At 68.1% G+C, this 15,675-nt stretch carries 11 protein-coding genes and 1 pseudogene; 4 read left to right on the top strand and 8 right to left on the bottom strand.

The annotated features are described in order from the left end of the window. Window positions 1-62 precede the first annotated feature (62 nt). Window positions 63-323 (top strand): hypothetical protein, encoded by a 261-nt coding sequence (locus AB0L95_RS01185; RefSeq protein ID WP_365154982.1) that lies wholly within the window; start codon window positions 63-65, stop codon window positions 321-323. A 239-nt stretch (window positions 324-562) separates the two neighbouring features. Here AB0L95_RS01185 and AB0L95_RS01180 read toward each other — a convergent pair whose 3' ends face one another. The 4 genes and pseudogenes from AB0L95_RS01180 to AB0L95_RS01165 form a co-directional block, all read right to left on the bottom strand. After that, a complete protein-coding gene (locus AB0L95_RS01180) occupies window positions 563-1,582 on the bottom strand; it encodes a hypothetical protein (RefSeq protein WP_365154979.1) in 1,020 nt (339 codons plus the stop codon). A gap of 53 nt (window positions 1,583-1,635) precedes the next feature. Then, the gene (locus tag AB0L95_RS01175; protein ID WP_365154976.1) at window positions 1,636-2,448 is read right to left on the bottom strand and encodes a hypothetical protein; all 813 of its coding nucleotides are present in this window, start codon (window positions 2,446-2,448) and stop codon (window positions 1,636-1,638) included. A 123-nt stretch (window positions 2,449-2,571) separates the two neighbouring features. Further along, window positions 2,572-3,093, bottom strand: a pseudogene (locus AB0L95_RS01170) (FAD-dependent oxidoreductase); the annotation flags it as partial. A 95-nt stretch (window positions 3,094-3,188) separates the two neighbouring features. Continuing rightward, on the bottom strand, window positions 3,189-4,007 hold the full coding sequence (locus tag AB0L95_RS01165) for a PIN domain-containing protein (RefSeq protein WP_365154973.1): 819 nt from the start codon (window positions 4,005-4,007) through the stop codon (window positions 3,189-3,191). Between the two features lie 118 nt (window positions 4,008-4,125). Here AB0L95_RS01165 and AB0L95_RS01160 point away from each other — a divergent pair, with 118 nt between their 5' ends. Beyond that, window positions 4,126-4,257, top strand: a complete 132-nt coding sequence (locus tag AB0L95_RS01160) for a hypothetical protein (protein WP_365154970.1) — start codon at window positions 4,126-4,128, stop codon at window positions 4,255-4,257. An 869-nt stretch (window positions 4,258-5,126) separates the two neighbouring features. On the opposite strand, the gene AB0L95_RS01155 is transcribed toward AB0L95_RS01160, so the two are convergent. Continuing rightward, complete coding sequence (locus AB0L95_RS01155; protein ID WP_365154968.1) at window positions 5,127-5,273, bottom strand: hypothetical protein; 147 nt, start codon at window positions 5,271-5,273, stop codon at window positions 5,127-5,129. Window positions 5,274-5,419: 146 nt separating this feature from the next. Further along, the gene (locus AB0L95_RS01150) at window positions 5,420-6,403 is read right to left on the bottom strand and encodes a hypothetical protein (RefSeq protein ID WP_365154965.1); all 984 of its coding nucleotides are present in this window, start codon (window positions 6,401-6,403) and stop codon (window positions 5,420-5,422) included. 436 nt (window positions 6,404-6,839) lie between these two features. Between AB0L95_RS01150 and AB0L95_RS01145 the strand changes: the two genes are divergently transcribed. Continuing rightward, window positions 6,840-12,263, top strand: a complete 5,424-nt coding sequence (locus AB0L95_RS01145; protein WP_365154963.1) for a DUF3883 domain-containing protein — start codon at window positions 6,840-6,842, stop codon at window positions 12,261-12,263. A 367-nt stretch (window positions 12,264-12,630) separates the two neighbouring features. Continuing rightward, window positions 12,631-12,900, top strand: coding sequence for a hypothetical protein (locus AB0L95_RS01140; RefSeq protein ID WP_365154960.1), 270 nt, complete (start codon window positions 12,631-12,633; stop codon window positions 12,898-12,900). Here AB0L95_RS01140 and AB0L95_RS01135 read toward each other — a convergent pair. Together AB0L95_RS01135 and AB0L95_RS01130 are read right to left on the bottom strand one after the other, a co-directional pair. Continuing rightward, window positions 12,897-13,172: a helix-turn-helix domain-containing protein gene (locus tag AB0L95_RS01135; RefSeq protein ID WP_365156455.1), complete on the bottom strand. Its 276-nt coding sequence runs from the start codon at window positions 13,170-13,172 to the stop codon at window positions 12,897-12,899. The two genes, AB0L95_RS01140 and AB0L95_RS01135, sit on opposite strands and share 4 nt — an antisense overlap. 408 nt (window positions 13,173-13,580) lie before the next feature. Next, window positions 13,581-15,464, bottom strand: a complete 1,884-nt coding sequence (locus tag AB0L95_RS01130; RefSeq protein WP_365154957.1) for a recombinase family protein — start codon at window positions 15,462-15,464, stop codon at window positions 13,581-13,583. Window positions 15,465-15,675 lie beyond the last annotated feature (211 nt).

The raw sequence follows: 15,675 nt of genomic DNA, 5'->3' as shown, positions 1-15,675 counted from the left end.
CGAGATGATCTCCGACTACGAAAATCTTGCCAAAGCCGCATACGCGAGTACGCCGACAGCTGGTGAAGCGGGCCATCCGGTCCCTGGCCGCGGACACCGACCTGTGGCCGGACCCGGTGTGGATCGCGGACTCCACACCCGTGGAGTGTGCCCGCTCCCGCCAGATGGTCCAACGGTCCCAGCTGGCCGGCTGGGCCAACTACGGATACTGCCGTGCACACTCCCGCTTCTACTGGGGCCTGAAGCTGCACCTGGTGTGCTCCCCGTCACCTGGGCCCTGGCCGACCCGAAAGTCGACGAGCGGCAGGTCCTGGCCGCCCTGACGCAGAACCGCACCTGGCGGCCGACCGGCCCGGCCTGCTGATTGTGGCGGACAAGGGATACCTCGCCGCCGAACTCGACCGCTCCCTCGCCGCCCGGGGCATCGGCCTGCTGCGCCCCTCCTGCCGCAACCGCGGCACCCCGCGGCCGGGCGAGGCCCTGCTCACAACGGTGCGGCAGCTGATCGAGTCGGTCGGCTGTTTCCCAGGCTCATGTGACTTAGATTTGCCCTCGCGCGCCTCTAGCGCAGCACGTCCACGAGGGTTTCGCACAGGGCCTTGGCATCGTTCAGGGCGCTGCGGCACATGGTTTCGGTCAGTACGAGACGCTGCCCGATCTGTGCGGATGAACCAGGCACCTTGATCAGGTACTTCTCGTCCACGATGCCGTCGTTATGGGTGAAGACGTGTCGAGCGGCCCACGTTTCGAGGAGGCGCTGCCACGTTTGCGAGCCGAGAGCGGTCCGAAGGTCGGGGAAGCCGGCGGTGACGATGAGGTCGGCCATGTGGTCGAGACGCTGGAAGATAGCCCCCTTGCCGTTGAGGAGGCTGGCCGCGTTCGGCACGGCCGCGCGGAAGAGGGAGGAAGCCAAGGCTTCCACTACTCCGACCACGTTCTCTACGGTGTCGACCCAGTTGCGCGTGAACACTCCCTGTTCCCGGAGCAGTGCCTTCGCGTCCGTGGGCAGGGCTTCCAACGCGTTCAGGCGGGCAGTATCGGCCTGGAGGGCGTCGAAGGCGACCGATGCGGCCGGCAGCTGACCGCACACGGGGCAGTATCGGTGTTCTCCGAAGACCGCATAGTTGTTCTGGCATCCCGCGCAGGTGCGGACACGGACGAGTTGCTCCTCGTCGATGCCCGGCAGCGGGCGGGGGTAGAAGGGTTGCGACCTGTAGGAGAAGGAGATGCTGCTGCCGCGCGAGCTGCGTGCGAGCCCGCCGAACATCTTGTCCAACTCCTGGCTGACCATCTGCATGGCGAAGTCACCTGCGGCGCGCATGATGCGATCGCGTTGCTGCTCGGTCATGAACTCCGAGTGCTCTGCGTGGTGTCCGCAGTAGACGCACCAGAGGGCGAGGTTGTCGGGCAGTGCCTCGTACTGCTGAACGTCCATGCGGAAGACCAGCGAACACTCCGGGCACTGGCGGCCGAAGAACCCGTTGTCATCGGAAGGAATGCTGACCCGCATCTCGAACGAGTCGCCCTGGCTGCCGACGAGTTCCGCACCATCGGCCATTCTAAATCTGCGGTGGTCACGCATGAGTTGATTGTTCCCCTCGGTGCTGACAGTGGCTTCTGTGCGTGCGCCGCTGGTCAGCGGTGACAGGTGATGCGTTCCTTGAAGAGCTCGAAGCCGCGCTGCATCATCGCGACCGTGCGGTCTGTCGCCCAGAAAAGCACCCTCGGAGAACTGGTGATTTGTGCGAGGCTCACCCGTCCCTGGGTGCCCACGATGTTGCGCTCCAGGATGCTGAGGGTGCCGTAGATGTCGCCGTGTGCCAGCGAGCTGCAGCTGCTCCACACGATTTCGGCCTCGGCAGAGCCCATGGGATTCAGGGTCCCCGCTTCCCGCACGATTTCCGAGTACGTCGCGGGCTTGAGGACCCTCTTGGCGTCGGCCGGGTCTGTCCCCGCCTTGATGACGAGGTCGGTCAGCTGCTGCATCCGTACGTCCAGCGGCCGCCTGGGGTGTTGCTGGAGCAGTGCGTTCATGCGGTCGGAGTTCTTGTTCTCAGCAGCCTGCATGCACAGCCGCCGCTGCACGCGGACGAGGCGCTGGTTGGGCCCGAGCATCCATACAGCACGGGCGCTGTTCTCGAAAGCGCCTCGCAGCAATGAGTACTGCCCGTGGGTGTGGAGCGTGATCGAAACCGAGTTGTCCCGCGGGTCGTCCGCAAACGTGGAGCGGAAGCAGTGGAGGTGGTCGACGGCCACGCCCAGAGCGTTCCAAGCGTTGTGCGACACCTGGTAGGGGTCAGTCTTGGCGTCGTCCCCGGCCAGGGCGCTGCCCGGCTGTACCTGCCACTGCCTGGAATCGGATTGGGTGAGGCTCTCGTACGGCCTGGCGCTGTCCAGCAGTGCAAGGATCCGTCTGAGGTATTGATCTTCCTCAGTGGTGGTTGTCACGACTTGAGGGTATGGGTGAAAGTCGTACTAGTGCGCGGGATTTACGTATCTCGCCTAACCGTCAAGTCGGGATGACCGGGCAGCTTGACGTACGAGCGAGGCAGCCCCGGGAGCCCGAGTCCGTCAGGACGGTGCGACGGTCAACGCCTTCTCGGTCCTGCTGTCGGCAAGCGCGGCGAGGTACCGCTCTGCGTCGAGTGCGGTCTGGCAGCCACTGGCGGCGGCGGTGATGGCCAAGCGGTAGGTGTGGTCAACGACGTCCCCGGCGGCGAAGACGCCGGGGATGTTGGTGCGGGTTGAGGGCGAGGCGACCGTGATGTAGCCGTCGTCGTCCAGCTCCGACTTGCCCTAGAACAACTCCGTGCGCGGGTCGTGGCCGATGGCGATGAACAGGACGGTCACGTCAAACGCGCGGGTGGCGCCGGTGAAGACGTCGCGCAGAACGACTCCCGCCAGCATGCCCTTCTCGTCCTTGACCTCCGCGATCTCCGTGTCGAACGAGAGGGAGATCTTGTCGTCCGAGAATGCCTGGCTCTGCATGACCTGAGAGGCGCGCAGGGTGGAGCGGCGGTGGACGACGGTCACGGAGCGGGCGAAGCGGGTGAGGAAAGTGGCTTCCTCCATGGCGGTGTCGCCCCCGCCGACGTTCTGACCGCGGCGCCGTGAATGGTCCACTCGGAGGCGTGGGCCCATGAAGCATCGGTCGTAGCCGTCACGGAAGGCCGCGGTCCCGGGCGGGACTACGTGTCGTCACCGTCCTCGGGGACGTCGACGCTAATACTCGCGAGATTCGCCTCTCGGTGCTTCGCACCGAAGCCGTCCTCGGGGATCAGGTACTTGTCCGGTGGGAAGCCCCAGGGCAGGCACCAGGTCATGGCCTTGCCGCGCATCCCGTTGTCGCGCGTGATGACGGTGATCTGACGCGGTGCGATGGCCTGCTGCAGGTGGGCCGCGCGGGCCACGGCTTCGTCGTCGTTGTTCGGCAGGCGTCGGTGCCCAAGCTCATCGCGTAGGACCTGGACCTCGGTGCCGTCGTGCAATTCGAAGCGACCTTCGGTGGACAGCCCCTTGAGGACGTCGCCCAGCAGCTCGTAGACCCCGCGCGCCCGTTTCCTGATCTTCTCGCTGCCCTCGGAGTAGGACTTGGTGTCGATCTCTTCCACCACCACGTGCGGGATCACCAGCGTCGCCGGGCCCTTCCCGCACACCCGAGACCACGGGATTTTGTCGAAGCGCTGACAGTGCAGCAGGGTGTACGCGTCCACGACCAGCACACGCTGCCGGTAGCTGCGGTACTCCTCCACGGTCTGCCGCATCTGGTTCTGCAGTCCAATGAAGTACGTCGCCAACTCGTCCAACTCCCAGTGCAGCAGCAGCGCGGTTCGGTAGGGCGTCAGGGGGCTGTGCACGATGTGGCTGTAGTGCTCGCCGCGCAGCCGCGCTGGCACCGCCGGGTCGGCGAAGACATCCGCCAGTTGCCGGGCGGTCGTCGCGGTCCACTCGGTGTACTGCCGTAGCGTCACCACCAGGTCGGGCCCGGCCAGCTTCGAGGGTTCCACGCCCGTCAGCATCGGCTGGGCGAAGTTCGGGACGGTAGTGCTGAGTTGGTTCGCTGGCCGATCCTCTAGCCCCTCGCGCACCAAGGCTCTGCAGCGTGACGTCCTCTGCCGGCGTGGTGTGAGTGCCAGTGAGGTCTTCGACCACGGCGAGGTCGAGTTCGGCGGCACGTTCCCACATGTACATCTGCTGCTCAGGGGTCAGGCCCAGCGCCTCGTCAGAAGCGATGAGTTGGAGAGCGGCGGCGGCTAGTCCCGGCGCAGCCGCAGCCACGGCCTGGCGCATGGCCTCGTCGGCGGCATCGGCCGCAGGCAGGTCAGCGGCGTAGCGCGCGGCCATCCCGTGGACCTCGACCGCCCGAGCGCTGATCCGCTCCAGAGCGGCGTTCGCGCAGGCATCACCTTGGTCGGCGCGCAGCACGGGGTCCACCCGGTGGTGGCCCGCGGTCGCGGCGGCCGGTCGCGGCAGTACGTGCTCGGGACCGGATTCCTGGGCGGGCTCGGGGTGGGTGGCTGCAGCGACCCTCGGTGAGCGGCTGCGCAGCTTGTCCACGCGCTGGCGCACCCAGGCGTTGACGCGAGGGCGGGCAGTGGCGAAGCCGCGGGCCGCCGCGTCATAAGCGAGGTCCCCCAACCACTGGACCACCTCGCGGGCGAGCAGGCCCACGAGGTAACGGAGGAACTCGTCGTCGTGGGACCGGTCGTCGTAGCCGTCGTGGTAGCCAGCGGCGTACCGGTCGGGGGCGTCGAAGAGTTCGGCCTGGCCGATGAGCGAGTTGTCCCGGTCGTCGCGTATGTTGCCGCGCATCCCGTTGGAGGAGGCGCGGGAGTAGTCGAGGTGGGTGCCAGCGGGATACACGGCCTCCACCAGCCTGCGGTTCGGCGGCCGTTCGTTGTCAGACATGGAAGCACTGTAGGAGGCGGCACTGACAGAAGGGGGGGCGAAGCCACCATCGGGTGAGTGACGCCGAAGGCGCCCTTGGCGGGGAGCCCCGGCTGGACACGGGGGAGGCGGGCGACTCCGCCACCTCAGAACACTGCTGTCTTCCGATCGGGAGCAAGAGCTGGGCAGGCCAAGCCAGAAGTTCGAGATCATTCACGAAATCGCGACCAGAACCAAATTCAAATCACCCCATCCACCCGAACCGGGCAGGCGCCGGTCGCGCAGTCCTCATCCGTGGAGTCTTCGATCGAGGTCAGCTCGTAGGCCGCGAACTCTTCGGCGGAGATCCGCTCGTACGGCGCCAGGGGTCGGGTGCCGTCGACCATGATCGTGGTGCCCTTCAGGGTACCGGCGCGCCGCCGGCTCGGTCAGCGCTCCTCGGTGGCCCGCTCGGTATGGAGACCTGGTGGGCGGGCGCCCAGTCGAGCAGACTGGACGCCCGTTCCAGCAATGGCTTGGGTTCGGGCGACCGTCAGCAGCAGAACCTGCGGGTCGTGGCCCGGGGCTCGACGTCCGTGTAAGGCTTGAACCACTCGTCCCACAGGTCTTCTTCGGCCACGTCTGCTTCCAGGAAGTCGTGCGCCCTGTCGCTGACGTCGAGCAGCCCGCTCTCATTAGCGAGGAACTCCCAGTCATAGTCGAACCGAGAGGTCGGAAGGGTCTGATAGACCTCATCCTCATGGACGGACTCGATACTGAACCCGCCGATGCCATCCACGGCGTAGCCGAATAGCACGCTCTCGGCCAGACAGCGCGGCTCCGGGATACCGCCGGCAAGTAGATCGGCCGCGAGGTCGTCGTACGCGCGAGCGCAGTGAAGAAGGAACCAGTCCGACTGAGTCCCCGCGCTGACCGGAACGCTGTGCTCCCAGAAGTCGGGGTCATAAGCGGCACGGTACGTCTTGTCCGCAAGGTCCCTCAGCTGCCGATGGAGAACGAATGCGGTCCTGGGCGTTACCCCAACGCCGCCGCAGTCCCCACAGCCGCGGCCCCGAGGGGACGAGCCGCAGACGGCGCACTTCGCGCAGTCCTCGGCAAACTTGCAGCCGCAGCTTAGGCAGCTCCCGCAGTGGGATGCGCTGAAAAGCGAGAACACGGCCGCGTTGAGCTGTCCCAGGTTCTCCGTGACGGCCCGCGCGGCCCTGCGCGCAGCCCGGGCTCGTGGAGCGTCACGGTGTGTGTCCTCGATCTCATCCGCGATGTCAGTGATCGCCTTCCTGAGGGGGCCAGGCAGGGAAGCTGAGCACCCGTGAGCCTTCGCGAGGGCGCCTGCTCCTCCCTGGAGAGCCGCGTTGAGCGTGGCGGCGAGCAGCTGGGATTCGTCGTGATCTTCGAACGTCCCGATCTTCGAGAGTTCCGGTCCGCGGAGTGTCCCCCGCATGCTGAAGAGGATGGCACCGTTGCCCTTGGGCTGGGTCAGGAAGAAGAGATGCGGCGGTGCGGAATGTGCCGGCATGGCTGAGCCTCCGTGTGGTGCACGGGCAACGAGTGCGGGCACGGTAGGGAACACCGCCACAGACTCGTGCCTGCTACGTGAAAGATGAGGTGAGAGACAAGCCGGTGGCCCGGGTGCGTCCGCAGACTCCTTGGCTAAAGCGCAGCTGGTGATCTGGCTACGAGCGAGATCCCGTTGCTGGCACGCGGAAGCCTGCCACAGAAGGTGCCGGGGATGCCAGTGAGTTCTCGAAATCCTGGAGTCGGGGCGGGGGTTGCCCGGTCCCTCAACTCCTGCCCTTGCCTACCTGATGTCCTGGTTCCAGGCGCTGCTCCGGCCGTTCGGCCTCGTATTGCAGACCGTGTGTTCACAACCCCAATATGAGGTGGTCCCTCGCGCCCCGCGATGTCAGTGCGGCGGGATACCGTCCTCTTCACGCTGAGGTGAGGGGAGGACCATGGCGAGGAACGCCCGGGCCGAGCAGCTGCGGGAGTACGGCCGGTCCGTGCTGGAGGGGGCCCGTTCGGAGCAAGTCCTGCGCATGGCACGGCAGGTGAACGCCGTGTCGTACACGAGCGCGCGGGAGTACGCCGGCCGTTCGCTCTTCGAGTTGCTGCAGAACGGCTACGACGCGCATCCGGAGGACCGCCGCGACGGACGGGTCCACGTCCTGCTGGACGAGGCGGAGGGCGAGTGGGGGACGTTGTACGTCGCCAACGGCGGCACACCCTTCACCTGGCGGAACGTCAAACGGATCTGCGAGCTCGCCCAGAGCTCGAAGGAGGTCGGCGAGGGCATCGGGAACAAGGGCGTCGGGTTCCGCAGCATCCTGTTGATCAGCGAGGCACCCGAGATCTACAGCGCGGACTCCGACAGCCCGCTCGGTCCGGAATTGGACGGGTACTGCTTCCGCTTCGCGCAGAGGGCCGACGTGGAGGAGTTCCTCGCCGGTGAGGACAACGCCCATGAGGTGGCTGCCAAGTATCCGCCGCTCCAGGCGCCGCTGCCGCTGGACGATGTGCCCGCGACCTGTCGGCAGCTCGCTGCCCAGGGGTACGTAACCATTGTCCGGCTGCCCTTGCTGAGCGAGGCCGCCCGGGCCGAGGTCCGGCTGCGGATGCGCGAGCTCGCGGAGGCGAAGGTACCCGTGATGCTGTTCCTCGACCGGCTGGCTGGCCTGACGCTGGAACGGCGGGCCGGCGGTGGCGAGGCAGGCGAGTTGGACGACGGTCACGAGACGCTCGAGCTGCACGAACTGACCCGCTCCGAGGAGCGCTTCGCCGTTGCGCAGGACGGCGCAGGGCAGGGATTCCCCGTCTCCTGCGCGACCGTGGACCTGGGGCCGTCCGGCACCTTTCTCGTAGCTCGGGGCACCGTGGAGAAGGAACGGCTGAACAGCACCCTCGCCGAGGCCGTGGGTTCCGGACTCCTCGACGACACGTGGCAGGAGTGGAAGCGGTCCGCTGTCGTCGAGGTCGCACTCCCGCTGCCCGCCCTGCGCCGACCGCTACGCGGGCAGATCTACACCTTCCTGCCGATGGGCGAGGACCAGGCCGCGCCGTTCCCGGGGCACGTGAACGCCCCGTTCTTCACCAAGTTCGACCGCACCGGGTTTCCCCCCGACAACCCCCTCAACGTACTGCTGCTCGACGCGGTCGCCGAGACCTGTCTGGCGGCCGCCGCGGTACTGCGTACCGTGCCCGATTTGTCCATGCGGCAGTTGGCCGTGGACTTGGTGAGCTGGGAGAGTGAGAAGGGCTCGGCGGGGCGGCTCCGCACGGCGGCTCTGCGTGTGCACGGGAGCGAACTTGCCGACGTACCGCTCGTGCCCGTCCTCGCCGCGGACGGCGCCCTGCCGGAGACGAGCTGGGCCCCGCCCCGGGGTGCGGTCCTGTGGCCGGACCTCGACCTGACCGTTCTCACGGCACACCGCGCGCACGACGCCGGGATCGTGGTGGCGGACCCTGAGGTCGGCGGGGGCCGGCTGAAACGGCTGGCCACCTTGTGCAAGGCCCTCGCGTGCCCGTGGGAGCCGGGCCCGGAGATCCTCGCCGAGTACGTGGAACGGATCGTCGGGGGCCTTCCCCTACCCCGGCCCGGTGAGTCCCCCGAGCAGTGGAGCGCGCTCTACGAGGATCTGGCCGCCCTCTTCGAAGACGACGGGCACGTCCTGCACGGCAGGCAGTTGCTGCTCGCGGAGGACTGCACACTGCGGTACACCAACCGTCCCCTCGGCAGGGCGGGTGCGGGCACAAGTACCCGTACACAGGGCAAGCCGAGCGGTCAGGGTGTCCGCCGTGAGGCGTTCTTCCAGCCGGTGCGTACGGAGGCGAACCAGACCGAGGCCCCGTCCATCCCTGCCCTGCTCGGCAAGCGGTTGTTCTCCCTGCACCCGTGGCTGGTCTGGAAGGACCGCGGCGAGCGTACGCGCGGGCGGGCCGCCCGCGCCTTCCTCGAGCAGGAGGGGCTCGTCCGGCCGTACGACACAAGGGGCTTGCTGGAGCACGTGCGGCAGGCGCTCAGCGCGAGCACCGATCTCCGGCTGCGGATCCAGACCCTGCGGTTCGTCTTCCGGCTGTGGCAGCCGCGGCGTTCGCTGGGCGGGACGGAGATCTCCTCGCTCGGACTGTACGTACCGTCGGCGGACGGCCGGCTGATCAGGGCGAGCGGCGCCGTCTTCGGCCGGGGCTGGGGCCGCGCGTCCGTAGGTGAGGACCTGGCGGCGGTGGTCGCCGCCGGGCAGGATGTGTCGAAGAGCCTGAAGGCGATCGCTGGACGCCTCCTTGCCGCGCCCGAGGAGTTTGCCAAGCGGGGCGAGACCGAGGAGTGGCGGGCGTTCCTGCTGGAGGCCGGGGTGGCCGACGGGCTGGTCCCGGTCACGTCCTCCGACGCCTTGAGCTGGGTAGAGCAAGGTCGGGAGCTCAGCACTCGGCAGCTGGTCCGCATGGCGAAGGTGTCTGCCGAGGTGCAGGAGCAGTGGGAGCCTTACGTCCACTGGCCCGGTGTCTACTACCCCCGGACGCCGTACCGGGGAACCCCCGCCTGGCGGCTCCCCGGCCAGGACATCGTCGGACGCCTTGGCCAGGAGGCCCGGCTGGCGTACGCACGGCTTGTCCTGCATGGCCTGGCCAGCTGGAACGACGCGAGGTTCGCCAGCGTCTGGACCAGTGCCGGCAGCCAGAGTTCCCCGGACAGGGAACGGGTCCCGACCCCGCTCGGCGCCTTCGTCCAGGAGCAGCCGTGGCTCCCGGTGCGGGGCCGCGACCGGGCCGTCCGGTTCGTCCGGCCGGCCGACGCCTGGCACTGCCCGCCCGGGCTGGAGGAGGAGCCCTCGTACGCACCGACCGTCGACCATCGGCTGCGCCACCTCCTGGAACGCGGGAAGGCGGGCGACCGCCTGCGGGAAATGCGGCTGCCGACCTGGGACGACCCCCGAGACAGCGACCGCCTCATCGCCGCGCTGGGACGGCTCGCGGCGGAGGGCGCACTGGGGGCCGAGGACCGGCCCGCCGCGCAGCGCGCCAACGAACGCGCTTGGAAGCACCTCGTACGGCGGCCCCGTCCCGCACTGCCCAAGGGCGCCAGTCTGCTCGCTGAGTCCGAGGACCGGCTGATCAGCGTACCGCTGTCCGCCCTGGACGGCAGGAAGAGCGATGGCGATGGTGATGCCGGGACCGTGCTCTACATCAGCGGTGAACGCGACAGCCTGACGGCCCTGCTGATACGGGAGACGGCGCGCCCCCTGCTCACCCTGCCCGGTGTCTCGACGAAAGCCGCCGAGCTGCTGGCGGCCGAACACCCCACCACCGTCCGGCACACCGACGACCTGATGTTCACGGTGACCGTGGACGGCACACGGGTTAACCCCGCAAGCATGGGAGAACCACTGGCCCAGCAACTGCCCTGGCTCACGCTGGCCGTGGGCGTCCTCTCCGACCACCTGGCGCGCGGCCCCCGGGCGAGCGAGGCCGAGCTGAGCGAGCTGACGTCTCTGGTCCGGAGCGTACGTCTGCACCGCTACCGCTCCTGGGACATCGAGCTCGACGGCCGGCCCGTGACGTTGCCGGGCCGCCTCGGCGGAGTGCTGCCACTGCCCGATCCGAAGCATCCGCTCGTCCTCGCCCCGGCAGGCGAGCCGGGCTGGCCCGAGACCACCCGCATCGTGGTGGCGGTCGCCGAGCTGCTGGGACGGCGGGAGTTCGGCGACCGGCTGCGCCTCGCCACCCACCAGCTCGCCTCCCGCCACTCCGACCTGCGCGACCCGAGCCAGGAGGAGCTCGCCGACGCCCTGGAAGTTGCAGTCCACCAGGTCGAGGAGACACGCCTCCGGATCGACGGGGCCATCGCCGTGGTCCTGGAGCGCTGCCGGCCCTTCCTCGTCCACCTGCTCGGCACGGAGACGGCGAACTCGCTGTTCCTGCCGCCGCCGGGCGACACCCGGGAGTTCCAGACTCACCTCGAGGAGTACGCCGCCGAGCTCCCGCTCCCCGTATCCGAGTTCATCGCCAGAGCCCGCGTGGCCCGCGGTACGGACGAACTGCGGCGCGACCTGGGCATCGGATTCGCCGAGCTGAACGACACCCTGCGCACGATGAGCCCACCCCTGGAACCGATCAGCCACGCCGCCGAGCACGGGGAGGCGCTCCGCACCTACCTGGACCTGCGCAAGAAGGAGCTCGTCAACCGGCTGCGCTGGGCAGTGCTGGAGGACTTCGACGCACGCCGTCCGATGCCCGACTGGCCCTCGGTCCGAGCCCTGGACTGGATCACCGCGCCGGAGGCATGGGCGTACACCGTGGACACGGCCGACACGGGGAGCCTGGAGGCGCACGTGGAGGAGCAGCTGGCGCTGCGCTTGGGCCGCCCGGTGCCGTTGCCCCGGTCAGGCGAACGCCTGCCCGCCCTCGACCAGGTACGCGGCGCGAACCTCCGTATGATCACCGGCCTGGCCGCCGACCTCGCGGTCCTGGTCAGGGCGGCCGGCCACTCGTTGCCCGCGGCCCTGACCGTAGCCGAGCCCGCCGAGGAGGTCACCACGCGGCTGGAGGCCGCGGGCGCGCTGGACTTCCGACCTCTGTCCCCCACCGACGTCGTCGGCTGGCTGGCGGCCCTCGGCCAGTGGCCCGACGGGATGGCGGTGGCGACGGATCCCGAACGGCACGGGCTGTCCGAGGCCGACCTGGACCGGGTGCGCAACGCGGCGGAACACGAGCGCCGCGAACGGGAGCGAAAACGGAGGTCGATCTCCGTCGGCGGCCGCGACTTCGACGTGTACTCCGGCGACTTCACCGCCCTCACCCGCGAACTTGACCGGGTTTTGCGGAGCGGCTCGGCGCCAGGCATCACCGCCGCCGGGCCTCTCCGCTTTACGGACCCCCGTCCCCAGACCGGGCGCACCCAGGCCACCGGTCGCACGCGCGGGCTGCGGTATGGGGGCAGCACGGACAGCGGGCTGACCACGGCCCAGCGGGAGGCCATCGGGTACGTGGGCGAGTGGTACGCGTACCAGTGGCTGTGTGCGCGCTACCCGGACCGCGTGGACGAGACTGCCTGGGTGTCGGGCAACCGCCGCAAAGCCTTCCCCGGCCCGTCCGGCGACGACGGCCTAGGCTTCGACTTCCGGGTCGGCTCCGGCAGTCGGCCCTACCTGTACGAGGTGAAGGCGACCGCGGGCGAAGGCGGCCGCTTCGAGCTGGGAGAGAGCGAGGTCCGCGCGGCCCGCCAGCACGCGGGCAACGACCGCTGGCGCCTCCTGGTGGTCACACACGCCCTCACCCCTCACAAGATGGTCATCCAGATGCTCCCCAACCCCTACGGAAAGCGCGGCCGGGGCCGCTACCGCGAGGACGGCGGGGCACTGCGCTTCTCGTACCTGCTGTGACTTTGACGTTCAACCTCAGCGCGAGTTGAGTCGGGGCTGCAAGTCAAGGTCAGAACGGGCCGAGACGAATCTGGTAGCAGTCGCTGGACGAGGGCGCCAGCCTGGTCGCAGAAGGTACAGACGCCTTCGTGGGTCGATCTGCAGTCGAAGCAGGTTCAGGAGTTCTCTTCCGGTGAGTTGGCTATCGGGGTGCTGATCACGGAGTAGGAGCCGCAGCTGCCGCAACTCAGGCGATCAACGAGCTCAAGGCCGTCCTGGTCATAGCCGACCCCGCCCTGCGGGAACGGCTGTCGACCCTCGGCAACGCCGAGCTGTTTCGTACCTGCGCGCGCCTCAGCCCACCCGACGGTGGGGAGACGAGGACGCGGTGGCCCGGGCCGCCCACATGACGTTGCGCATGCTCGCCGAGCGCATCGAACAGCTCACCGCGCAGATCGACGAGCTGAACCAATGCCTGGCACGGCTCGTCGAACGCCACGCCCCAGAGCTACTGGCACCGGTGGGCATCGGCCCGGACAGCGCAGTCACGCTGCTGATTACCGTGGGAGACGAACCCGAGCGGCTGGGCACGGAGATGTCGTTCGCTGCGCTGTGGAGAAGCGACTGCTCCGCCTCACCACATAGGACACAGTCTTAGGGCGTTGGGCGGCATCCGGCGCGGGCATCGTTATACTCCGGATTTCCGCTTTCGAGGACGCGGAGTAGGGACGCCGTGACGACACGCGTCTTACGGCCGATGCGTAGCACGCGGCACGGAAACTGCCCGCTGCGGATCAGGTCGTATCCCTTGGCCCGTGAGAATCCAAGCGCCCTTGAGGCATCCTCCACGCTTCCAGTTCCGTCCCAGGTGGCGCGGATGTAAGCCGTGCTATAGCGAGGGCCCAGAGTCTCTTCGATCTTCGTGTGCATTCCGAGTTCTTTCTCTTGGCGGGTAGCCCGTGCCGGCTCACGGACGTTCCACGCGCAGGTCATCGCGGTGACCGTCAATCCTCCACGCTATTGTCGGTTTGGCTAACCGGCGATTCGGAGCTATGTTGCCCCGCATGTTGTAGAAGGCCCACTCTGATGGCGTGAGGCGCGATGCCGGAGAGGGGTCGGCGGCTCCAGCACTTCACGCCATTACCCAGCACTGTGACGAACGGCAGCAGTCACCCCAGATGAGTTGATGGTTGCACGGGTTTCCGATGACGCATCATGTGGACGTTCTGCGAGCCGTGTAGGCACTGGCCAGCACCCCACCGATCCCGATGGGCTTGATCTTGTGAGCGTGGCTGTTTCTGGACAGGGCTGGCGGTGTGACCGTCGGCGCCATCACGCTCAGACGGTACGGTCGTGCTCGTCTGTAGCTGCTGCTTCGTGTTCCGGGAACGGATCCACGTTGAGCGTGCGTCCGTCAAGCAGGTAGTCCGGGATCGTCACCCGCAGGGTCAGCTCTTCGTGGGGTCGGCTGTAGCGAACCTCCAGGCCGAAGGCGCTGTAGAGCCGTCGTTGGATCTCCTCCGGGACTAGGGCGAGGTTCACATCGAGGTGCGGGAACGCATCCAGCAGAGGTGCGTTGTCGGGGGCGCGCACAGCCTGTTTCGGCGCTCGTAGGTGAGCCGGCTGCTCGGCGAGCTGTTCACGCTGGGCGCCCAGCGCGGCGTGCTCGCGGTGGGTCGCGTCACGCAACTGCTTCTCGTGATCCGGGTGGAGATCGTCGGCATCCTCGCCGCCGAGGCTGTCGGCGAGGGTGAGGATGAGACGGGTCTGGTGCCGGCCGATGGCACTGATATTGCGCCCCAGCACGGCCCACTCATTGGCGATGCGGTCGCCGGCCCCATCTGCGGACTGAGCCGCTTCGAGGGCGGCCCTGAGATGGCTACGCCGATCGAGTTCGAAGATTCTGGTGGCGAAGAAGCGGGAGATGGAGGTGATCAGGATTTGCTCACGGATCCACAAGCTCTTGGGGTGATCAGGGAACCACGGCTGCTCACGATGCTCGTTGGGGTCGGGCTGGCAGGCGTAATAGGAGATCTGGTGGCGGGTCTTGCCGAACATGCGGCGGTCACAGATATCGCAGTAGACGTACGACCGCAGGACGTAGGAGCGCTTGGCGGCCGGGTGCGTGTTGGCTCCGGGGGCGGTGCGGGATCCCCGGCGTTTGCGGCCCACGGTGGAGACGGCGTCGAACAGTTCCTTGGTGACAAGAGGCTCATGGACGGGCCGGGGCGACCACACCCAGTCCTTCGGGTGGTTGTAGCGGCCGCCCTTCTTCATCGCGCGGCGGTTCCAGACCTGGTAGCCCGTGTACTTGGGATTGCGTAGGATCTCTCGCACGGCGGAACCGCTCCAGCACCCCAGGGCCACATCCGGGCGGGTCGGCTCCGGAGGCGGGTAAGCCGCTAGGTCCAGGTTCAGACGGTCGGCGATGGCATCGTAACCGAGCTTATTCAGCCCACGAAGCTGGAAGATATACGTGACCGTTGACGCTCGCGGAGGGTCGGGGACGAGCCTGTGCTTGGTACGGCCCTCAGCTCGTCGAGCCGGAACGGGGTGGGGCACTTTCTCCGCCAGGTAGCCGTAGGGGGGCTTGCCCACGTTCCAGCCCTGGAAGATGTGCTCGATAAAGCCGTCCCAGGACAGCTCGAGCATCTGGAGCACGTACCACTCGGAGACGGCCTGCTTGATGCGCCGGGTGAGGGTCGGTGTGGCGAGCTTGGCCCTGGGGCCGGTGATGATCGGCTCGTCGGCGGCGCACAGGGCGACTCCAGCTTGCTCCAGCTCGTACTCGATCTTCGTGCCGAAGTAGGTGCGGCGGGCGACGCGTTCGATCGACTCACAAATGACGGCAGCGAAGCGACGGTTGGGGCGCTGGGCCTCTTGGAGGAGGTCGGTGAGGCTGCCGTCGCGTGGGATGGGGATCTTGAAGTTCTGGTGGGCCAGGGAGTTGCCTCGTTCGTGCGCTTCCTTGCGGCCGGACTCGACGTCGTAGAAGTGGGCGACGATCACCCAGCCGGCCGGCAGAGCGGCTCTGGCGTTGCGTAGCTGCCGGGGCAGCGACAGCGTGGGGTCCTGGGCGTCCTCCGTGGAGGTTCGGCCGAGCCAGGCAACCGGGACGGTCACTGGAGGCGCCGCGGCGTCCGGGATGCCGTCGGTGGCCCAGGGGCGGCCGGGTACGGGAGGTGCCCAGGACGACCGGGGGGCAGGTGGGGTGGCGGTCATGTGGTGTCCCTCTCCGTGCGGGAAGGCGTAGGGCTGGCCGTTTCGGCCTGTCCGCCTTCCGCTGGGGCGCTTTGGCGGGCGCAGAGCCACTTCAGCACCTCGCAGATCGCGGCACCTTGGCGCTGGGCCAGCGCCTGAGCGTCCTCGCCGTCGACAACGACGTACTCCACGGACACCCGCGGACCTCCGGCCGGGCAGGGCCTTTCCGGGG

The sequence above is a fragment of the Streptomyces sp. NPDC052036 genome (assembly GCF_040680495.1).
In the GTDB taxonomy this organism is placed as follows: Bacteria; Actinomycetota; Actinomycetes; order Streptomycetales; family Streptomycetaceae; genus Streptomyces.
The sequence above is the reverse complement of the archived record's forward strand: the minus strand, read 5'-3'. Positions and strand labels throughout refer to the sequence as shown.